At 62.2% G+C, this 21,090-nt stretch carries 17 protein-coding genes and 1 tRNA gene; 11 read left to right on the top strand and 7 right to left on the bottom strand.

Features of this window, described 5'->3' with window-relative positions:
- Positions 1-51 precede the first annotated feature (51 nt).
- From ACSQ2W_RS09475 to ACSQ2W_RS09465, 3 genes are read right to left on the bottom strand one after another with little or no spacing between them, the layout of a single operon-like run.
- Complete coding sequence (locus ACSQ2W_RS09475) at positions 52-1,209, bottom strand: AGE family epimerase/isomerase (RefSeq protein WP_436087729.1); 1,158 nt, start codon at positions 1,207-1,209, stop codon at positions 52-54.
- Positions 1,210-1,228: 19 nt separating this feature from the next.
- Positions 1,229-1,723 carry a heme-degrading domain-containing protein gene (locus ACSQ2W_RS09470; protein ID WP_436086025.1) on the bottom strand — a complete coding sequence of 165 codons (495 nt, stop codon included), beginning with the start codon at positions 1,721-1,723 and terminating at the stop codon, positions 1,229-1,231.
- 21 nt (positions 1,724-1,744) lie between these two features.
- The gene (locus ACSQ2W_RS09465; RefSeq protein ID WP_436086024.1) at positions 1,745-2,641 is read right to left on the bottom strand and encodes an ROK family protein; all 897 of its coding nucleotides are present in this window, start codon (positions 2,639-2,641) and stop codon (positions 1,745-1,747) included.
- 215 nt (positions 2,642-2,856) lie between these two features.
- On the opposite strand from ACSQ2W_RS09465, the gene ACSQ2W_RS09460 reads away from it, so the two are divergent.
- A tRNA-Arg gene (locus ACSQ2W_RS09460) sits at positions 2,857-2,933 on the top strand.
- A 245-nt stretch (positions 2,934-3,178) separates the two neighbouring features.
- On the opposite strand, the gene ACSQ2W_RS09455 is transcribed toward ACSQ2W_RS09460, so the two are convergent.
- From ACSQ2W_RS09455 to ACSQ2W_RS09445, 3 genes are all read right to left on the bottom strand, one after another.
- On the bottom strand, positions 3,179-3,391 hold the full coding sequence (locus ACSQ2W_RS09455) for a hypothetical protein (protein WP_436086023.1): 213 nt from the start codon (positions 3,389-3,391) through the stop codon (positions 3,179-3,181).
- Positions 3,388-4,179, bottom strand: a complete 792-nt coding sequence (locus tag ACSQ2W_RS09450) for a DUF2092 domain-containing protein (RefSeq protein WP_436086022.1) — start codon at positions 4,177-4,179, stop codon at positions 3,388-3,390. The genes ACSQ2W_RS09455 and ACSQ2W_RS09450 overlap by 4 nt, the downstream gene beginning before the upstream one ends.
- A 456-nt stretch (positions 4,180-4,635) precedes the next feature.
- Positions 4,636-5,919, bottom strand: a complete 1,284-nt coding sequence (locus ACSQ2W_RS09445; RefSeq protein WP_436086021.1) for a cystathionine gamma-synthase family protein — start codon at positions 5,917-5,919, stop codon at positions 4,636-4,638.
- Between the two features lie 237 nt (positions 5,920-6,156).
- Between ACSQ2W_RS09445 and ACSQ2W_RS09440 the strand changes: the two genes are divergently transcribed.
- Positions 6,157-6,429, top strand: a complete 273-nt coding sequence (locus ACSQ2W_RS09440) for a hypothetical protein (RefSeq protein WP_436086020.1) — start codon at positions 6,157-6,159, stop codon at positions 6,427-6,429.
- Here ACSQ2W_RS09440 and ACSQ2W_RS09435 read toward each other — a convergent pair.
- Entirely contained in the window at positions 6,426-8,162 is a 1,737-nt protein-coding gene (locus tag ACSQ2W_RS09435) for a cation:proton antiporter domain-containing protein (RefSeq protein ID WP_436086019.1), read from the bottom strand. The two genes, ACSQ2W_RS09440 and ACSQ2W_RS09435, sit on opposite strands and share 4 nt — an antisense overlap.
- A 396-nt stretch (positions 8,163-8,558) precedes the next feature.
- Between ACSQ2W_RS09435 and ACSQ2W_RS09430 the strand changes: the two genes are divergently transcribed.
- The 9 genes from ACSQ2W_RS09430 (at position 8,559) to cysG (ending at position 21,074) form a co-directional block, all read left to right on the top strand.
- The gene (locus tag ACSQ2W_RS09430; protein WP_436079882.1) at positions 8,559-9,146 is read left to right on the top strand and encodes an ANTAR domain-containing response regulator; all 588 of its coding nucleotides are present in this window, start codon (positions 8,559-8,561) and stop codon (positions 9,144-9,146) included.
- Positions 9,147-9,252: 106 nt separating this feature from the next.
- Positions 9,253-10,482: a CmpA/NrtA family ABC transporter substrate-binding protein gene (locus ACSQ2W_RS09425; protein WP_436087728.1), complete on the top strand. Its 1,230-nt coding sequence runs from the start codon at positions 9,253-9,255 to the stop codon at positions 10,480-10,482.
- Between the two features lie 360 nt (positions 10,483-10,842).
- The gene (locus ACSQ2W_RS09420) at positions 10,843-12,141 is read left to right on the top strand and encodes a CmpA/NrtA family ABC transporter substrate-binding protein (RefSeq protein WP_436086018.1); all 1,299 of its coding nucleotides are present in this window, start codon (positions 10,843-10,845) and stop codon (positions 12,139-12,141) included.
- Between the two features lie 63 nt (positions 12,142-12,204).
- Positions 12,205-13,098 (top strand): nitrate ABC transporter permease, encoded by an 894-nt coding sequence (gene ntrB, locus ACSQ2W_RS09415; protein ID WP_436086017.1) that lies wholly within the window; start codon positions 12,205-12,207, stop codon positions 13,096-13,098.
- A 12-nt stretch (positions 13,099-13,110) separates the two neighbouring features.
- Positions 13,111-13,908, top strand: a complete 798-nt coding sequence (locus tag ACSQ2W_RS09410; RefSeq protein ID WP_436086016.1) for an ABC transporter ATP-binding protein — start codon at positions 13,111-13,113, stop codon at positions 13,906-13,908.
- 6 nt (positions 13,909-13,914) lie between these two features.
- The gene (gene nirB, locus ACSQ2W_RS09405) at positions 13,915-16,365 is read left to right on the top strand and encodes a nitrite reductase large subunit NirB (RefSeq protein WP_436086015.1); all 2,451 of its coding nucleotides are present in this window, start codon (positions 13,915-13,917) and stop codon (positions 16,363-16,365) included.
- Between the two features lie 5 nt (positions 16,366-16,370).
- Positions 16,371-16,706 carry a nitrite reductase small subunit NirD gene (nirD, locus tag ACSQ2W_RS09400; protein ID WP_018328231.1) on the top strand — a complete coding sequence of 112 codons (336 nt, stop codon included), beginning with the start codon at positions 16,371-16,373 and terminating at the stop codon, positions 16,704-16,706.
- 248 nt (positions 16,707-16,954) lie between these two features.
- The gene (locus ACSQ2W_RS09395) at positions 16,955-19,612 is read left to right on the top strand and encodes a nitrate reductase (RefSeq protein WP_436086014.1); all 2,658 of its coding nucleotides are present in this window, start codon (positions 16,955-16,957) and stop codon (positions 19,610-19,612) included.
- On the top strand, positions 19,584-21,074 hold the full coding sequence (gene cysG, locus ACSQ2W_RS09390; RefSeq protein WP_436086013.1) for a siroheme synthase CysG: 1,491 nt from the start codon (positions 19,584-19,586) through the stop codon (positions 21,072-21,074). The genes ACSQ2W_RS09395 and cysG overlap by 29 nt, the downstream gene beginning before the upstream one ends.
- Positions 21,075-21,090 lie beyond the last annotated feature (16 nt).

Raw genomic sequence — 21,090 nt, 5'->3', positions numbered from 1 at the left:
AACCGGCCAGTTTCAGTCGAAACGGGCCGGTCATAAAATCCGTCGATTGCGTCAGAGCCGTTTCAGGCAGTCGTCGACTTCATAGATCGCGCAGAGGATGTGATAGAAGCTGCTTGCCGGCGCCGGTTCTTCGACGAAACTGCCATCGGCTTTTTGCTTGTCGCGCCATAATCCCTTGACTGGCGTGTCGAGAAACCGCGTCAGTGCCGTTGCGGCGCGAACGGAGGAGCGGAGATAGCGCTCGCGCTCCTCGCCTTGCGTGAGCGCCGCGAAGCGGATCGCCGCCTTCAGCCATTCCGTCTGCGGCCATAGCCGGGCGATCGGATCGGCGACGGAGAAATCGTCGAGAAGCGTCATGACGGCCACGTCGCGCGGCTGCGCAATGCCGTATTGCTCGCCGATCTCGAACAGCCGGCGCGCCTTCACCAACGCATCGGCATTGCCGCGCCGCTCGCCCCAACGCAGAAGTAGCCAGGCCCACTCGAACTGGTGGCCCGGCTCGACGATGCGGCCCTTGTCGCCCGGCATCGGCGACCAGTCGTGATCGAAGAATTCGCGCAGCGCGCCGGTTTCTCTATCGATGAAATGCTCCATGCAAAGCGCCGCGATCTCATCGGCGAGATTGGTCCAGGCGACCTTGTCGAAACCATCCACCTCTTCGCTCGCCAGGCACGCCTCGAACAGGTGCATATGCGGGTTGGAGCAGAGCGGCAGGCGCGGCGGATTGTCTTCCTCGAAGCCGGCCGATGGATGCTTGCAATGGGCCTCGAGCTTTTGCAGCAAGGTATTGCTGCGCTCGATCATCTCCGCCTTCCGCTGCGGAAAGACCTGGGCGAGATAGGCGAAGGACAACAGGGCGAAGGCCTGATTATAGAGATCGAACGACGCGTCGATCAGCTTGCCGTCCGCGTCGGCAAGAGCGCCGTAAAAGCCGCTCGGCTGCAGATAGATGCGATCGAAATAGGCAATGCCGCCACTGGCGATGCTTTTCCAGTCCCCCGGCCAGCCCCGGCGCCCGGCTTCCGCGAAGCAATAGACCTGACGCGGCTGGACGCGCGACCGGCGGTTGGCCCGCGTCGGCTCTCCCGTCATGTCGACCGTCTCGACGAAGCCGCCGCTCGACGCGTCGAAACCCTTGTCGCGCCAGATCGGCAATGCCGCATTGGCGAGCCATTCGTTCAGTTTCGCGGAAAAGCCGGCAATATCCATCATCACTGTCTGCTCGTTCTTATTGGCCGAGTTTCAACGCGGCGACATCCTTGTCCAGGATGGTCGCGAGCGCCTCGACGACCATGTTGTGATCCTCGCGCTGCGGCAGGCCGGAAACGGTGACCGCGCCGATACAGCCGGTGCCCTTCACGACGATCGGGAAGCTGCCTCCATGCGGCGCAAACTCGGCATCGGGCAATCCGAACTTCGCCTGCAGCGTGCTGTCCTGCTTGGCAAGCGAAAGGCCGATCGCGTAGCTACTCTTGAAAAAGCGGAAGACGCAGTTGCGCTTGCGGCGCACCCAGTTCGGATTGTCGGGCGTCGATCCTTCCAGCGCCGCATAGAAGACCGGCATGGAAAACAGTGTCACGTCGATGACGACGCCGAGCTTCCGTTCCACCGCCATATCCCGCAGCAGCGAGCCGAGTTTCCAGCCGATTTCCAGGCTGAAACTGTCGAACTGCAGTTCCTGTTCCTGCAACGCGATGCGTTCGAGATCCTTGTCGAAATTCATATCGCCGTTTCCCCTTGTCTTTCAGTCTTTCCAGAGCCAGGCGGCACCGCGCACGCCGGAACTGTCGCCATGCACCGCCTTGCGGATCGGCGTCTCGAAACTGTCGCCGAAAATATATTTGACGATCAGATCCGGCAATTCGTCATAGATTTCATCGACATTCGACATGCCGCCACCGAGAACGAAAACATCGGGATCGACGATGTTGGTGAGAAGCGCCAGGCTGCGGGCGAGCCGGTCGACGAAACGCTCGTAGACGGCCGTGGCCACAGGATCGCCGTTGCGCTTGTCGGCGATGATGTCGCGGCCGCGTCGATCAGTGCCCGTCGTGAGCCGGTAGTCGAGTTCGACGCCGGTTCCGCAGGCATACATGTCGAGGCAGCCATGTTTGCCGCACCAGCATTTGTGGCCCGGATACTCGTCCGGCGTCATCCAGGGCAGCGGATAATGGCCGATTTCGGCGGCAATGCCCTGATAGCCGGCATGCACATGCTTGCCGATCGCCAGCCCGCCGCCATGGCCGGTGCCGACGATGACGCCGAAGACCATATGCGCATCGCGGCCGGCACCATCCACGGCTTCGGAAACCGCGAGGCAATTGGCATCATTGGCAAGCCTAACGGGACGGCCGAGTGCAGCTTCGAGATCGCGCCCGAGCGGCTGGCCGTTGAGCAGCACCGCATTGGAATTGCGCACGATGCCGGTGCGCGGATTGGGGCTTCCGGGAATGCCGATGCCGATCGACCCCTGTTCGCCAGCCGACTGCTCGGCCGTCGCGACAAGTTCCTGCACGGCACGGATACAGGCATCATAGCCGCTGGTCGGCGTGGCGATGCGGTGACGGGCTCGCGTCGTTCCATCGCGATCGAGCGCGATGACTTCCATTTTCGTGCCGCCCCAGTCAATTCCAATGAACATGTCCGGATCACATTCCATGCAGCTCGTTGCCATGCGCCTCGTCGGCCGGGTATCCCCGTTCCGCCGCCCCTGCTTAACATTGGAAAACCGTCCGGCGCCAGCCCCGCCCGGCTGCGAAGCTCCCGAGAAAATCCAGTTCCGACAAAGCCGATGCAAAACCGCATCGGAAAACACTTGGCTTCGGTGCCGAGCTTTTGTAAGGGTTCTTTCCGGCTGGTCCCATAGCTCAGCAGGATAGAGCGCAGGATTCCTAATCCTGAGGCCGATGGTTCGAATCCATCTGGGATCACCACCGCATCCTGTTCGCTTCACGGGACAACCTTGTAAGTGGAAGTGTGGTGTGCAAAACAATTATCGGCGTTGGCGCCTGAGCTGTTCCTGCCGCCCCGTGCTCCCGATCTCAACCCGATCGTACAAGTCTTAGCCAAACTGAAGACACTGCGCAGAAACACAGCCCCGACACCACCGCAGGCAGCATCGCCCTCTTTAGTCTAACCAAATGTGCCATCTGTCCGCAAATCGCCGAATACGCGTCCGCTAGCAATTGTACACACCGGCCGCGCAGCGCCGCACGGAACGCCGCGCCACGCCGGCGACGCTGACCGGAGTAAGCGGACGTCCGACCCTGGCCTCGGCCTGCGAGATGAAATCGCCAAGTCCGGGGAACGGGACGAGTTCCGAGGGGCTGAGCCCGATAAGTCCGATCACTGCAATCAGCAGGAAGATTCTCAGTTTCCTTGCAATGGTCATTGGCCACCTTCCTTTGAAAACTGTTCGGGCAGTTCATCGATGTCGACGAGTTCCTTCACATCCACCTTCTTGGCTTCGGCCGGCGGCTTGAAGGCGAACTCGTCCGGCTCAGCCTGCTGACCTGTCTGCCAGCCGCTGATCTGGACGCTGTATTGCGGTCCCTGGTCGACAGACTTGGAGGTTATGACGTATCGGCAGGGGTAGGGGTGCTCGCCCTGTGCGATCCATATCTGCCAGTCGACCTCCTTGGCCTGAAACGCCAGATGGTCGCATTCAGTGCCGCCGATCACGCCGCTGCCGAGGTCCTTGACGTCAACGACGTCACGCATCAGCTCATCGTAGACGTTGGACAACAGAAGGTCCGCGCCAGGAACCGGCCTTTGGTACTTGTCCCTTAACTCATCAATCAGATGATCCAGAGTACCCGGGATATCGGCCTGGGTGTAGAGATTGTCGTCCTTCTTGAGCAGCGTCAGCGTCTTGCCGTCAAAGATCATCTCGACAGTGGCAAACCCACCGGAGCGAGTGGCGTGGAATTTGTCCGGCCGTTCGAGGTCCACTGTGCCTGAACTCGCCAGCAAGAGTTTCTGATGATCCTTGGTGACGATCTCGAGGTTCGTGTCGTATGCGAACGAGATGGTCTTCTGCGCGGCGAGATAGTCGGACATGGCCTTGAGCAAGCTCGTAGCTTCCGGTCCATCGGCTGTCGCGGGCGAACTTCCCAGACCGACCGTCAAGGCGAGCGCCGCGATAGATGCTGTTATCGATCTTCGTGTTGTTCTGTTCATTCGAGAACCCTCCGTGAAAAACTCTCTCACGTGGCGGAGCCGTCAATGCGTGTTTCCGCCGCGCGGTCTGCAATGCGCGGATTCCAATCAAGCAACTCGACTTTCTTCGGCGAAACGCGTTGCGCGGCATAAGCCCCCGTCGCGGGAAGCCGTGGCAACAACTCTGAGCCAGTATGGCATATTAGGGATTCGAAAGAAATGCGACTTCCGCGAGCAACCGTAAGTTACGCCAAACTATGGCGCGGCAAGAATTTCGGTGCCGCAAATCCGTTGCAGCACCCGACGCTTCCCAAAAGAAAAAGGCCGGGTGAAAACCCGACCTCTCCGACCCGTCTCGACAACGCCTGCCAGTTCATCCGTGGTCAGCCGCTGGAAACGAATTCGATGGGCTCAATATGGCAAGCGAATGTAACCGTTTCAAGACACCGCCAAAAATAAGCGCAACCAGGCCGCGCCTTACGCCGCATCCAGTGCCACCGTCAGGTCGGCGATCAGGTCGTCCGGGTGTTCGATGCCGATTGACAGGCGGATGGTCGATTCCAGCACGCCGATCCGCTGGCGCACGTCCACCGGCACGCCGGAATGGGTCATGGTCGCAGGGTGGCTGGCGAGTGATTCGGTGCCGCCGAGGCTGACAGCGAGCTTGAAGATCTGCAGCGCATTGAGAAAGCGGAACGAGGCCGGCTGGCCACCGCGGATATCGAAGGAGAATGTAGAGCCGGCACCGGTGCACTGCGCGGCAAAGGTCTTGCCGACAGGCGAGCCGGCGTCGTGATAGGGCAGATAGTGGATGGTCTCGACCTTCGGATGATCGCGCAGGAAGTCGGCGATCTGACGCGCGTTGCTATTGGCCTTTTCCATGCGGATCGACAGCGTTTCCAGCGAGCGGCCGAGCATCCAGCAGGAATGCGGATCAAGTTGCGTGCCGATGGCGCCGCGCAACGCCTTGATCTGCTTGATGATCACCTTGGTGCCCAGCGCCGCGCCGGCGATCAGATCGGAGTGGCCGCCGACATATTTGGTCAGCGAATAGAGCGAAAGATCGGCGCCATGCTCGATCGGCCGCTGGAAGACGGGTCCGAGCAATGTGTTGTCGCAGGCAACTGTCGGCGTATGACCTTGCGTTTCACCGATCCGGTCGGCGATCCGGCGAATCATCGCGACATCGACGAGGCTGTTGGTCGGGTTGGCCGGCGTTTCGATCAGGATCACCGAGACGCGGCCCTTGGCCATGGCCGCGTCCGCAGCCTGTTGCACGGATTTCTCGCTGACGCCATCGGCAAAGCCGACGGCAGTGACGCCCATATTGAGGAAGGTCTTTGCCAGCAGCGTTTCCGTGCCGCCATAGAGCGGTTGCGAATGCAGGATCGCATCACCCGGCCTGACGAAGGCGAGCAGCGTCGTGGCGATCGCCGACATGCCGGAGGAAAACAGCGCGCAGCTTTCGGCGCGTTCGAAAACCGCCAGGCGGTCCTCAACGATTTCGCTGTTGGGATGATTGAAGCGGGAATAGACCAAACCCGCCCCGGTGCCCGCCGGCGGCTCGCGCCGACCGGAGACGAAATCGAAGAAGTCGCGGCCCTCCTCTGCCGATTTGAAAACGAAGGTCGAAGTCAGGAAGACCGGCGGCTTGACAGCGCCCTCGGACAATTCCGGATCATAACCATAGTTCAGCATCTGCGTTTCGGGATGCAGTTTGTGATTGCCGATATGGGTTTTGGAGGGGTGTGGAGCGGTCATGACATTCTCCGGTGTTTTGATGCGATTGACGCAGTCTACATTAAGTTTGATCGCCACTTCTTGCCAATTTGAACGCCTTTCAGACTAAAAGCTGCGTCGCTGCGATCAAATCTGGCCAAAATCTGGAATTTCCGGCAACGACATATGTCTCGAAGTCCAGAGGAAATGCACAGAGACCCCCGGAACAAAGAAGAGGCCTGCCCGTTCGGGATGTTCGTCACCAGAGGAGCACGGCTCATGCCTCCCATGAAATCCATTCCAGCACCGGCCGGGGCTGGTTCTCAATCCGATGCGGCCGAAGCCATCCGGTCGTCCTTCGATGATCTGGAAATGTCCGGTGTCAGCTTCGCCGCCGCCGCCGGCGCGGACATGCCGGAAGCATTCGTCGCTCTTGCACACCGGGCGCAAAGCGTGGGGTGGCGCTATGAAGACGCCGAAGAGGCGATCCGGCAGCTCCCCTCGCCGTCGATCAGCCACGGGCCGCAGCAGCCTGCCACTCCTCGGCTCTAATCGACCGCATCGCTTTGGGCGTCAGCCACGATATTCATCTGCTTGCGCTCGCGGGCCATGTCGCTGACGGCTGCCCGCAGCCGCGGGTGCCGGGTCATGAAGATGTTGAAGTCGCGCCGGTCGAGCTTCAGGAACTGGCAGAAATCGACCGCGATCACGTCGGCGGTGCGCAAGCCGCCGCTGAGCAGCGCCATCTCGCCGAAGAAGGCGCCTGCTTCGAGAAGAATAGCCTTACCCGGCAACCGCACCTCGACGGCACCGGAGGCGATGAAATACATGGCGTCACCGCGCTCGCCGACCCTGATGACCTTATCGCCCGGCGCCGCCGACGCCGGCCGGAACAGGAGGAGAAGCTCCTCCAGGGCATGTTCATTGACCTCGGAAAACATCGGGAACGTGTTCACCAGTTGCTGCTTCTTCAGCTGCTGCTGGTTTTCTTTCTCTTCGGCCTTTTCCCTGATGACATCGAGATCCCGGGTCAGCGCGGCAAATTTGGCCTGGCCATACTGGCTTGCGAAAACGGGCATCGCACTGCCGATTGCCGTTTTCAGTTTCGCCGCGACCCCGAACATCAGCGGGTTCAGCGTGATCGAAAGGATGGCGCCGGCGAGGATGAGGTCGTGGCCTTCCTGCGACAAAAGCCCGAGCGAGACGCCGAGCCCGGCGACAATGAAGGAGAATTCACCGATCTGCGCCAGGCTCGCCGCCACCGTCAGCGCCATCGGCAGCGGATAGCGCAGCAAAAGAACGAAACCGGCGGCGATCAGCGATTTGCCGCAGGTGATCAGCGCCAGGATGGCAATCACCGCGAGCGGCTGGTGGATCAGGATCATCGGGTTGAACAGCATGCCGACCGAGACGAAGAACAGCACCGAGAAAGCATTCTGCAGAGGCAGCGAATCGGCCGCGGCCCGATGGCTGAGGTGGGATTCGCTCATGATGACGCCGGCAAAGAACGCACCGAGCGCGAAGGACACGCCGAAAATGGTCGCCGAGCCGAAGGCGATGCCAAGCGCTATCGCAAGAACTGTGAGTGTGAACAGTTCCCGCGAGCCGGTGCGCGCGACCAACGTCAGCAGCCACGGCACGAGCCGTGGGCCGAGCACGACGGCGAGCACCGCAAAGGCGCCGAGCTTGACGAGCGTGAGAAGGATGGTGAGCGCGATCGACGTACCGCCCGCATGCGCCGCCGTCGCGCCGTGGTCTCCCAAGACCTCAGCGACGATGGGCAGGAGAACGAGTGTCAGCACCATCGCCAGGTCCTCGACGATCAGCCAGCCGATGGCCACCCGGCCTTTGGGCGAGTTGACGAGGTTTCGCTCCTCCAATGCCTTGAGCAGGACGACGGTGCTGGCAACGGAAATGCAAAGGCCGAAGACAAGCCCGGCGCCAAGGCTCCAGCCCCAGAGGGTGCAGAGGCCCATGCCGAGCAGCGTCGCAAGGATGATCTGGCCGATGGCGCCGGGGATGGCAATGCCGCGGACGGCGATGAGATCTGATGCCGAGAAATGCAGGCCGACGCCGAACATCAGCAGGATGACACCGATTTCAGCCAGTTGCGCGGCAAGCGCACTATCGGCGTTGAAACCCGGCGTGAGCGGCCCCATCAAAATGCCGGCAACGAGATAACCGACCAGAGGCGGCAAGCGAAGCCTGTCAGCGAAGTAGCCGAAACCCGCGGCCAGCACGAAGCTGATCGCAACCGTCGCCACCAAAGCCATGTCCTGATGCACACTCTACTCCCGACTGCCCAAACTGTTCCACCGACACAATGTTTTTTCACATCGTAAGCCGTCCTTAGCGCTTTGATAAAGTGGCACATCAGGGAAAATGACGGCTTTATCGCCATGAACCGGCTTCTTGTCAGCCGAATCTCGCTCCAGGCTCGACACAATCCGCCAGGGCCTGTCCGATGCAGGCGTACATGTCTTGCGCGTTTTCCGGCATGTCGCTCCCCTTGCCCCGCTGTGATATCATGCGAACTCGGCAAGTCTCGACCGGCCTAGATGGACGCGCAGCAAACAATAATCCGGTCACGTTCTGGGCATGTTGCCTAAATTTTAGGCCGCAAAAACAGAGCAATTATTTTAGGCATTGCCAAGATTGCTGCGCTGCGTCATCTATGCGCCATGGCTTATTTTGACCTCACCATCCTTGTCATCGATGAGAACGCGATCCGCGCTTCCATCATCGAGGAAGGATTGCGCGAGGCCGGGCATACCAAGGTGACGGTGGTCCATGAAGTCAACGGCATTGCCCGCATCATCGACACACTGCGACCGGACGTCATCGTCATCGATCTCGAAAATCCGAATCGCGACATGATGGAGCATCTGTTCCAGTTGACCCGCACGGTCGGCCGGCCGATCGCCATGTTCGTTGATCGCTCCGACACGGCCTCGATCGAGGCGGCCGTGGAAGCCGGCGTTTCCGCCTATATCGTCGACGGCCTGAAGAAGGAACGCGTCAAACCCATTCTCGACATGGCCGTCAGCCGCTTCAATGCCTTCAGCCGGCTGCAGCGGGAGCTTGCCGACGCGAAGTCCGCGCTGGAGGAGCGCAAGATCATCGAGCGGGCGAAGGGCATCCTGATGAAGATGCGCGGCCTCTCCGAAGAGCAGGCATTCGCGCTGCTGCGCCAGACGGCGATGAACGAGAAGAAAAAGATAGCCGATATCGCCCAGAGCGTCGTCACCGCCGCAGGATTGCTGATGTGATGACAGCGCATCGGCCAGACATTTTCCGGCGGGAGGAATTGGAGTGAACATGATCACGAAGCTCACCGAATTGAACGGCCATGGCCGCCTGGCCGCTCCGGCGGAAATGACCAGCGAAGGTCCGCGCACCCTGCGGGCCGGTTTCATCCCGCTTGTCGATGCGTCCGTGCTGATCGCTGCCTCCGAATTCGGCTTTGCGCAGAAGGAGGGCCTGACGCTCGATCTGGTCAAGGATGTCTCCTGGGCCAATGTCCGCGACCGGCTTGCCTTTCGCCAGTTCGACATAGCCCACATGCTGTCGCCCATGCCGGTCGCCTCGATGCTGGGCTTGGGCTCCAATCCATCGCCGACGATCACCCCTTTCTCGCTGGGGCGCGGCGGCAATGCGATCACGCTCTCGATACGGCTTTTCGCCCGTATGTGCCAGGAAGCATCGCTGCCCGAAACGGCGAGCGCATTGGAAAACGCGCTGGCGCTGGCGAAGGTCATTGAAGGCATGAAGGCGCGCGGCGAACCGCTGCCGACACTGGGCGTCACCTATCCCTTCTCCTCGCACAATTATGAATTTCGCTATTGGCTTGCGGCGGGCGGCATCGATCCGGATCGCGACGTCAAGCTCGTTGTCGTACCGCCGCCGATGACGTCCGATGCGCTCGCCGCCGGCGCCATCGACGGGTTCTGCGTCGGCGCACCCTGGAACATGGTCGCCTCCGAGCGCGGTGTCGGCCGTATCGTCGCCGCAAAGCAGGATATCTGGCCATCGGCCCCGGAAAAGGTCATCGGCATGCGGCCCGAATGGGCTGAGAGGCATCCGGAGACGGTCTCCCGGTTGATCGTCGCGCTGGATGCGGCGGCACGCTGGTGCGACCGCCCGGACAACCACGACGCGCTGGCGGAGGCGCTCGCCGATGCGCGGTATCTCGCTGCGCCGGTCGACATCATCCGCCGCGTGCTGGCCGGCGAATTCAATCTCGATGACCGGGGCAACCGGCGCATTATCGACAGCTATTTCGCCTTCCATGCCGGGTTCGCCAACTATCCGCGCCCGAGCCAGGCCCTGTGGATCTACAGCCAGATGATCCGGTGGGGCCAGACTGATCTTTGCCCGACAGGCATGACCGCCGCGGCCGCGGCCTATCGACCCGATATCTACCGTCTGGCACTTGGAGCGGACGCCGCGCCGCTGCTGGATGACGACATTCGCGTCGAGGGAGCCGCTGACGGCGACCGCTTCGTGGACGGGCAGGTTTTCGATCCGCTCCGGATCGCCGACTATATCGCCGGATTCACGGTCAAAAGCACTGCGCTCGGCGGCAACGCCGGTGAAGAAATCTAGCGCGCCTTTTTTGCGCTGCACAAAATTCGCACCTAAACCTGCCCCTCCATAAGCAACAGCTGAAATTTTTTGCACAAAAATGCGGCGCTCAAAAATTACGCACTTGACATATCGGCGCCAAAACCCATTCAATTTCAAAGCTCTAATCCTTCTTATCAAAACTGGCACGGGCTTTGCATGAGATAAATCGCTCCGGTCAATGGCGATCGCAGCAAGTCGAAGCCCACAATAGGCCTTCGCAAGAGACATCGACGTCGCAAGGGTTTTGCAGTCCGGGATCCTCCCTCCCGCAGACGCAAATCTCCGAGCGGCGTTTTTTATTGCCAAAAATCAGACCGGCCACAGCAGAGGGAACTGTTCATGAAGACAATATTGAGCAACGGCATCACCCGTCGCAGCCTCCTGAAAACCACCGCAACCGCCGCCCTGTTCGGCGCTATCAAGACGGCCTTCCCGTCCGGCGCCTTTGCCGCCACGGCCGGCCCGGAAGTGACCGGCGTGAAACTCGGCTTCATCGCGCTGACCGATTCGGCAGCGCTGATCATCGCCAAGGAAAAGGGCTTTTTCGAAAAGCACGGGCTTCCGGATGTCGAAGTCGCCAAGCAGGCGTCCTGGGGTGCGACACGCGACAATCTCGTGCTCGGCGGCGCAGCCAACGGCATCGACGGCGCGCACATCCTTTCGCCGATGCCTTACCTCATGCACACCGGCAAGGTCACCCAGAACAACGTTCCCGTACCCATGGCGATCCTCGCCCGGCTGAACACCGACAGCCAGGCGATCTCCGTCGCCAAGGAATATGCCGAGACGGGCGTTCAACTCGACGCCTCCAAGCTCAAGGCCGCCTTCGAAAAGAAGAAGGCCGATGGCGGCGAAGTGAAGGTCGCGATGACTTTCCCCGGCGGCACCCACGATCTCTGGATCCGCTACTGGCTGGCCGCCGGCGGCATCGACCCGGACAAGGACGTCTCGACCATCGTCGTGCCGCCGCCGCAGATGGTGGCGAACATGAAGGTCGGCAACATGGACTGTTTCTGTGTCGGCGAGCCCTGGAACGAGCAACTGGTCAACCAGGGCATCGGCTTTACCGCGGCGTCCACCGGCGAACTCTGGAAGGGGCATCCGGAAAAGGCACTCGGCATGCGCGCCGACTGGATCGAAAAGAATCCGAACGCCGCCAAGGCGCTGATGATGGCCGTGATGGAAGCCCAGCAGTGGTGCGAGAACATGGACAACAAGGAAGAGATGGCAACGATCGTCGGCAAGCGCCAATGGTTCAACGTACCGACGAAAGACATCATCGGCCGGCTGAAGGGCGACATCAACTACGGCAACGGCCGGGTCGTGCACGGCACCGATCTCTACATGAAATTCTGGGCAAATGGCGCCTCCTACCCGTTCAAGAGCCATGACACCTGGTTCATGACCGAGAACATCCGCTGGGGCAAGCTTGCGCCCGACACCGACATCAAGGCGCTGGTCGATCAGGTGAACCGCGAGGACATCTGGCGTGCAGCCGCAGCCGACCTCGGCGTTGCCGCATCGGACATTCCGGCCAGCACCTCGCGCGGCAAGGAAACCTTCTTCGACGGCAAGGTCTTCGATCCGGAGAACCCGTCGGCCTATCTCGATAGCCTGGCGATCAAGGTTGCTCTTTGATCCGAACACCCTCGGCGCGGGATCTCCTGCGCCGATTTCCTCTTAGCTTTCAGGAGTTCTTCCATGCCCGCACTGGCCCGCACGGAAAAAATCGCAACGGCTCAACTGCCGAAGACTGACGCAAGCGTCCTGCCCTTCTCCGGCCGGCCCGCCGCGAAAACGAAGCCGAAGCAGATCGCGGTCGCGGTCGCGCGCAATGTCCTGCCGCCGCTGGTCGTGCTCATCGTCATCCTGACGATCTGGCAGATCCTCTGTTCTGGCGCCGGCGCGACGCTGCCGCCGCCGTCGCAAGTCTGGGAGGAAAGCTACGACCTGATCGCCTTTCCGTTCTTCGACTACGGCCCGCAGGATATCGGCCTAGGCTGGCGAGTGCTGATCTCGCTGCAGCGGGTTGCCTACGGCTTCGGCCTGGCCGCCGTCGCCGGCGTGCTCATCGGCGCGGTCATCGGCCAGTCCGTCTGGGCCATGCGCGGGCTTGATCCGATCTTCCAGATCCTGCGCACCGTGCCGCCGCTCGCCTGGCTGCCGCTGTCGCTCGCCGCGTTCCAGGATTCGAACCCGTCTGCGATCTTCGTGATCTTCATCACCTCTATCTGGCCAGTCATCATCAACACCGCCGTCGGTGTCCGCAACATCCCGCAGGATTACCGCAACGTCGCCAAGGTGCTGTGTCTCAACCAGTTCGAATTCTTCTTCAAGATCATGCTGCCGTCGGCAGCCCCCTACATCTTCACCGGTCTTCGCATCGGTGTCGGCCTGTCCTGGCTTGCCATCGTCGCCGCTGAAATGCTGACCGGCGGCGTCGGCATCGGTTTCTTCATCTGGGATGCGTGGAACTCGTCGCGCCTGCCCGACATCATCGTCGCGCTCGCCTATATCGGCGTCGTCGGCTTCATCCTCGACAAGCTGGTCGCAGCTCTCGGCACAATCGTCACCCGCGGCGCCTCCGCCAACTGAGGGACTTAGATCATGAACGCCTATCTCAAACTCGATCACATCGACAAGTTTTTCGACCGGGCGGGAAGCCGCGCCGAAGTGTTGAAGGATGTCAACCTGACGATCGGCAAGGGCGAGTTCGTCTCGATCATCGGCCATTCCGGCTGTGGAAAATCGACCCTGCTCAACCTGATCGCCGGCCTGACGCCGGTTTCGTCCGGCGCGGTACTGCTCGAAAACCGGGAGGTCAACGCGCCGGGACCGGAACGCGCCGTCGTCTTCCAGAACCACAGCCTGCTGCCCTGGCTGACGGTCTATGAAAACGTCAATCTCGCCGTCTCCAAGGTTTTCGGCAGGACTAAGGGCAAGGCGCAACGCCACGACTGGGTCATGTCTAATCTGGACCTCGTGCAGATGGCTCATGCCAAGGACAAGCGGCCGTCCGAGATTTCCGGCGGCATGAAGCAACGCGTCGGTATCGCCCGGGCGCTCGCCATGGAACCGAAGATCCTGCTGCTCGACGAGCCCTTCGGCGCGCTCGACGCACTGACCCGGGCGCATCTGCAGGATGCCGTGATGGAAATCCACGCCCGCCTCGGCAACACCATGGTCATGATCACCCACGACGTCGATGAAGCCGTGCTGCTGTCCGACCGAATCGTCATGATGACCAACGGTCCTGCAGCCAAGATCGGCGAAGTCCTCGACGTGCCGATCGCCCGGCCGCGCAACCGCATCGAGCTCGCCTCCGACCGCACGTATCTCAAGTGCCGGGAGGCGGTCCTGAAGTTCCTCTACGAACGCCACCGTTTCGTCGAAGCCGCGGAGTAACCCGACATGACCCAGAAACTCGTCATCATCGGCAATGGCATGGCCCCCGGACGCATGCTGGAGCATTTGTTCGAACAAGCGCCGGGGCAATACCAGGTCACGATCTTCAACGCCGAGCCGCGCGTCAACTACGACCGCATCATGCTCTCGCCGGTTCTGTCCGGCGAAAAAAGCTATGAGGAAATCGTCATCCACGGCGACGGCTGGTACATTGAGCACGGCATCACGCTTTACAAGGGCCACAAGATCGTCTCGATCGACCGCGACAAGAAAACCGTCACCTCCGATCATGGCGTGACCGAAAGCTATGACAAGCTCGTCATCGCCACCGGCTCCGTGCCCTTCATCATTCCGGTGCCTGGCAAGGACCTTCCCGGCGTGATCACCTACCGCGACCTCGACGACGTGCAGGCCATGCTGCTCGCCGCCCAGTCGCGCGAAAAGGCTGTCGTCATCGGCGGCGGCCTGCTCGGCCTCGAGGCGGCAGCAGGTCTTGCCTCGCGCGGCATGGATGTGACCGTGCTGCATGTGATGCCGACGCTGATGGAGCGCCAGCTCGATCCGGCCGCCGGCTACCTCTTGCAGAAGGCCGTCGAGGAACGCGGCATCAAGGTCATCTGCAAGGCCAATACCAAGGCGATCATCGGCGATGGCAAGGTCGAGGGAATCGAACTCGACAACGGCACGATCATTCCGGCAACGTTGGTGGTCATGGCGGTCGGCATCCGTCCGAACGCCGGACTTGCCAAGGACGCCGGTCTCGCCGTCAATCGCGGTATCGTCGTCGATGCCGGCATGCAGACCTCCGATGGCGATATCCTGGCGCTTGGCGAATGCGCCGAGGTCGGCGGCATGGTCTATGGCCTCGTCGCACCGCTCTACGAAATGGCCCGCATCGCCGCTTCGCATCTGGCAGGCGATCGCACGCCGGCCTTCGTCCATGCCGACACGCCGACGAAGCTCAAGGTGACCGGCATCAACCTCTTTTCGCTCGGCGACTTCGCAGAAGGCGACGACCGCGAGGAGATCGTGCTGCGCGATGCGACGGCCGGTGTCTACAAACGTCTGGTGCTGAAGGACAACCGCATCATCGGCACCGTGCTTTACGGCGAAACCGCCGACGGCGCCTGGTTCAACGACCTGAAGAAGAAAGCCACCGATATCTCGGAAATGCGCGAAACGCTCATTTTCGGTCAGGCCTACCAGGGAGGGTCCCCGCTGGACCCTATGGCGGCCGTTGCAGCCTTGCCGGATGATGCGGAAATCTGCGGCTGCAACGGCGTCTGCAAGGGCAAGATCACGGGTACGATCACCTCGAAGGGACTGACCTCGCTCGACGACGTGCGGGCCCACACCAAGGCATCCGCCTCCTGCGGCTCCTGCACCGGCCTCGTCGAACAGCTGATGACTATCACGCTCGGCGATGCCTACAATCCGGCTGCCGTACAGCCGATGTGCGGCTGCACCGAGCTTGGCCATGACGACGTGCGCCGCCTGATCAAGGCCAAGGGTCTGAAGACCATTCCCGCCGTCATGCAGGAGCTGGAGTGGAAGACCTCCTGCGGCTGCGCCAAATGTCGCCCGGCTCTCAACTACTACCTCGTGTGCGACTGGCCGGACGAATATGCCGACGACTACCAGTCGCGCTTCATCAACGAGCGCGTCCACGCCAACATCCAGAAGGACGGCACCTATTCGGTCGTGCCGCGCATGTGGGGCGGCGTCACCAATTCGAAGGAGCTTCGTGCGATCGCCGACGTGGTCGACAAGTTCGAGGTGCCGCTGGTCAAGGTGACCGGTGGCCAGCGCATCGACTTGCTCGGCATCGAGAAGGAAGATCTGCCCGCCGTCTGGGCCGATCTCGGCAAGGCCGGCTTCGTTTCCGGCCAGGCCTATGCCAAGGGTCTGAGAACGGTGAAGACCTGCGTCGGTTCCGACTGGTGCCGCTTCGGCACGCAGGATTCGACCGGGCTCGGCATTCGCATCGAGAAGTTCATGTGGGGCTCCTGGACGCCGGCCAAGCTCAAGATGGCCGTCTCCGGCTGTCCGCGAAACTGCGCCGAGGCAACCTGCAAGGATATCGGCGTCATCTGCGTCGATTCGGGCTTCGAGATCCATTTTGCCGGGGCCGCCGGTCTCGACATCAAGGGCACGGAAGTGCTCGGCCTCGTGAAGACCGAGGACGAGGCGCTGCAGCATATCGTGGCATTGACGCAGATGTACCGCGAGCAGGGTCGCTATCTGGAGCGCATCTATAAATGGGCCAAGCGCATTGGCCTCGACGAAATCCGCCGCCAGATCATGGGCGATGCGGAGAAGCGCCAAGCCTATTACGACCACTTCGTCTTCTCCCAGAAATTCGCTCAGGTCGACCCCTGGTCGGAGCGCGTCTCCGGCAAGGACAAGCACGAGTTCCGGCCGATGGCGACGGTTGGATACTCGGAAGCGGCGGAGTGACGGATATGGAAACGAACTGGATCGCAATCGGCGACATCAACGACATCCCGCTGCGCGGCGCCCGCTGCGTGAAGACGCCGCAAGGCAAGATCGCCGTGTTCCGCACGGCCGAAAACGAGGTCTTCGCTATCGAGGATCACTGCCCGCACAAGGGCGGTCCCTTGAGCCAGGGCATCGTTCATGGCAAGGCCGTCACCTGCCCGCTGCACAACTGGGTCATCTCGCTCGAAAGCGGCAAGGCGCTCGGTGCCGATGAGGGCGAGGTCAAGACCATCGCCGTGCGCAACGAGGACGGTGCGCTCTCCATCGCGCTCGAAAGCCTGATGATGGCGGCGGAATAGGCGCATGACGGCGTTCATGGCGATACCCCCCTCTGTCCCTTCGGGACACCTCCCCCTCAAGGGGGGAGATCGGACAGCGCATGCCGCCGCCCCGTGTGGCAAGTTGGAGGCCCTTCGTGCCCAACTCACCACCGGAGGACACGGATGGCGCGGCAAGCTCCCGATCTCCCATCTTGAGGGGGAGATGTCAGCGAAGCTGACAGAAGGGGGTGAAAGCCACGGGCGCCGGAATGACGGGGGGAAGACCAGTGTCCACTGAAACCAAGACCACCTGTCCATACTGCGGCGTCGGTTGCGGCGTCATCGCCAAGATCGATGATAACGGCATAGTCAGCGTCAAGGGCGACCCGGACCATCCCGCCAATTTCGGACGCCTGTGTTCGAAGGGCTCGGCGCTCGCCGAAACTATCGATCTCGACGGACGTGTTCTTTATCCGCAGATCGACGGACGCCGCGCCGACTGGGACGAGGCGCTTGACCTTGTCGCCTCCCGCTTTTCCGAAACGATCGCCGAGCATGGCCCCGATTCGGTGGCCTTCTACGTCTCCGGCCAGCTGCTGACGGAGGACTACTACGTCGCCAACAAGCTGATGAAGGGCTTCATCGGCTCGGCCAATATCGACACCAATTCGCGCCTGTGCATGTCCTCCTCGGTCGCGGGCCATCGCCGTGCTTTCGGTGCCGATACCGTTCCCGGTATTTATGAGGACATCGAGCTTGCCGATCTGGTCATCCTGACCGGTTCCAACCTCGCCTGGTGCCATCCGGTCATCTACCAACGCCTCGCCGCCGCCAAGGCCGCCCGGCCCAGCATGAAGGTGGTCGTCATTGACCCGCGTCGCACGATGACCGCCGACATCGCCGACCTGCACCTGGCGATCCGGCCGGATGGCGACGTGGCGCTGTTCATGGGCCTGCTGGCCCACCTTGCCGGTACCGCTGTGATCGACCAGAACTATATCGGCACGCACACCAATGGTTTCGCCGAGGCCTTCGCCGCGGCCTCGGCCCTTAGCATCGCCGAGCTGATGGAATTGACCGGCCTGCCCTCCATGCAGTTGCGCCAGTTCTTCCGCCTGTTTGAAGAAACGGAAAAGGTCGTCACCTGCTACAGCCAGGGCGTCAATCAATCCGCCTCCGGCACAGACAAGGTCAACGCCATCATCAACTGTCATCTCGCGACCGGGCGCATCGGCCGGCCCGGCATGGGTCCCTTCTCGCTCACCGGCCAGCCGAACGCCATGGGCGGTCGCGAGGTCGGCGGCCTGGCCAACATGTTGGCGGCCCACATGGCCATCGAAAATTCCGAGGATTGCGACCGCGTCCAGCGCTTCTGGCAGTCGCCGGTGATTGCCCGCAAGCCCGGCCTCAAGGCCGTCGACATGTTCCGCGCGGTCGCCGACGGCCGGATCAAGGCACTCTGGATCATGGCCACCAACCCGGTCGTCTCGATGCCGGACGCCGATGCCGTCGCCGCCGCAATCGCCGCCTGTCCTTTCGTCGTCGTCTCCGACATCCTCACCGACACCGATACCGCGAAGTTTGCGCATGTCCTCCTGCCATCGCTCGGCTGGGGCGAGAAGGACGGCACCGTCACCAACTCGGAACGTCGAATTTCCCGTCAGCGGGGCCATCTTCCCGCCCCCGGCGAAGCCAAGGCCGACTGGTGGCAGTTGGCCGAGGTCGGCCGCCGCATGGGTTTCGAGGGTGCGTTCTCCTTCGGCTCCGCGACGGAGGTCTTTGTCGAGCACGCGGCTTTGTCCGCCTTCGAAAACGACGGCAGCCGCGATTTCGATATCGGCGCCTATCGGCGAATCGATGAAACGACTTACGAAACGCTGGAACCCTTTCAATGGCCGCAGCCGGAGGGCGCGCAGGTGCAAACCACCCGCTTCTTCGCCGATGGTGGCTTCTTCCATCCCGATCACAAGGCGCGTTTCATTGCCGTCAGCGCTCCGGTCTCGGACCGGACCAGTGCCGATTTTCCGCTGACGCTCAACACCGGCCGTATCCGCGACCAGTGGCATACGATGACGCGGACCGGCAAAAGCGCCCGGCTCTCCGCCCATATCGCCGAGCCCTTTGCCGAAATTCATCCGCGCGACGCCATGGAGCTAGGCATCGCCAGCGCCGGTCTCGTCGAGATCGAAAGTCCCTACGGGAAGGCCGTGGTGCGCGCTTTGGTTACCGAACGGCAGGCTCGCGGCAGCCTGTTCGTGCCGATGCACTGGAACGATCAGTTTGCCGCCAAGGCCCGCATCGACGCTGTCGTCGCGCCGGTCACCGATCCCTTCTCAGGTCAGCCGGCCTCGAAGAACGTCGCCGTTGCTGCCCGGCGACTGAAGGTTGCAAGCTATGGCTTTGCGGTTTCGGCCGCCAAACCACAGGGGCTCGACACAGCCTATTGGGCACTTGCGAAGGCCGATGGCGGCTGGCGGCTGGAACTGGCGTTCGACGCCGCGCCCGAAAGCTGGACGCAGTGGTGCCGCACCCATTTCGGAATTCCCGACCATATCGAGCCCCTCGGCTATGCTGACGCCCAGACCGGCGACCTGCGCCTTGCCTTTTTCGATGGCGATCGGTTGCTTGCCGCGTTCTTCCTCGCTCGCCAACCGGTCGCCGTCGCGCGCAACTGGACGATCGAGCAACTGACTGTCCGACATGCCGAAATGGCAAAACGGTTCGCCGTCGTTGCCGGGCGCCCGGGCGCTGGCCGCATGGATCCAGGTGCCACCGTCTGCTCCTGCTTCAGCGTCGGCGTCAACCAGATCGTCGCCGCCGTGCGCGGCGGCTGCCACAGCGTCGAGGCGGTCGGCAAGGAATTGAACGCCGGAACCAATTGCGGCTCCTGCCGCGCCGAAATCAGGGGGATCATCGATGGATGCCTTGCAGCTGCTGCCGAGTGACCGCAACGCCCGCCCTGCCCGCATGGCGCCGCTTGCCAAATTGCCGGTCTTTTGGGCGCTCGAAGGAAAACGCGCCATCGTTGCCGGCGGATCGGATGCGGCAGCCTGGAAGGCGGAACTGCTGGCAGCCTGCGGCGCAGAAGTCCACGTCTATGCGGGAGAGCTGAGCGACACGTTCGCGACACTCATGCAGGATGACGGCCGGCTCCGCCATCACAAGGAGCATTGGTCGACTTCTGCCTTCGAAGGAGCGGCTATCGCCATTGCCGATTGCGAAGACGACGAAGCCGCTGCTGCGTTCTTCGATGCGGCCTGCAGGGCCGGCGTACCGGTCAACGTCATCGACAACCCGAAATACTGCCAGTTCCAATTCGGATCGATCGTCAACCGCTCGCCCGTCGTCGTCGCCATCTCCACCGATGGCGCAGCCCCGATCCTCGCCCAGGCGATCCGCCGGCGCATCGAGACGCTGCTGCCGCCGGCCCTGAAGTCCTGGGCAGCACTGGCGCATTCGATCCGGGACAAGGTCAATGCACGGGTCAGCCCCGGTGCGCCGAGGCGCGCCTTCTGGGAGAATTTCGTCGATCGCGCCTTCGGCGCGGCACCCGAGACTGAGACCGAAGCTGGCCTTCTCGCCGATGCCGGGCGGATTGTCACGAAGAACAGATCCTCCAGCGGACGCGTGACGCTGGTGGGTGCCGGCCCCGGCGATGCGGAGCTCTTGACGCTCAAGGCGGTGCGCGCGCTGCAGGCGGCAGACGTCATCCTGTTCGACGATCTCGTCTCCGACGAGGTGCTGGAACTTGCCCGCCGTGAAGCAAAGCGCATGCTCGTCGGCAAGCGCGGCGGCCGGACGAGCTGCAAGCAGGAAGATATCAACGCGATGATGATCCAGCTTGCCAAAGCCGGAAAGCGCGTGGTGCGGCTGAAATCCGGCGATCCGATGATCTTCGGCCGTGCGGGCGAGGAAATCGCCTGCCTCGAACAGCAAGGCATTCCCGTCGAGGTCGTGCCCGGCATCACCTCAGCCAGCGCCATGGCCGCCCGTCTCGGTGTCTCGCTGACGCATCGCGATCACGCGCAGGCCGTCCGCTTCGTTACCGGCCACTCGCGCCTCGGCGACCTGCCCGAACATCTCGATTGGCAAAATCTGGCCGAACCGCGCACCACGACCATCTTCTACATGGGCGGCCGCACCGCGGGCCAGATTCGCGCCAGACTTCTGGCCGCCGGCATGGACAGCGCGACCCCGGCAGTGGTGATGAGCGCGGTCACCCGCAGCAATGAAAGACGCTGGATCGGGACAGTTGGCGATCTGGCAGATGCCGTCGAGCGAATCGGCGTCGACAATCCGATCCTGATCGGCGTCGGCCAAGCCTTTTCGGAGGCGCGATCCAGAGTTGAGAGCCCAGCCCGACGGCCGACGCCGGAATGTGGGCAGCCTCGAGCCTTGGCGATGTGATGCTGTCCGGCCTTCT

Origin of the sequence: Pararhizobium sp. LjRoot255 (assembly GCF_964252905.1) — a bacterium.
Classification (GTDB): Bacteria; Pseudomonadota; Alphaproteobacteria; order Rhizobiales; family Rhizobiaceae; genus Pararhizobium.
The sequence above is the reverse complement of the archived record's forward strand: the minus strand, read 5'-3'. Positions and strand labels throughout refer to the sequence as shown.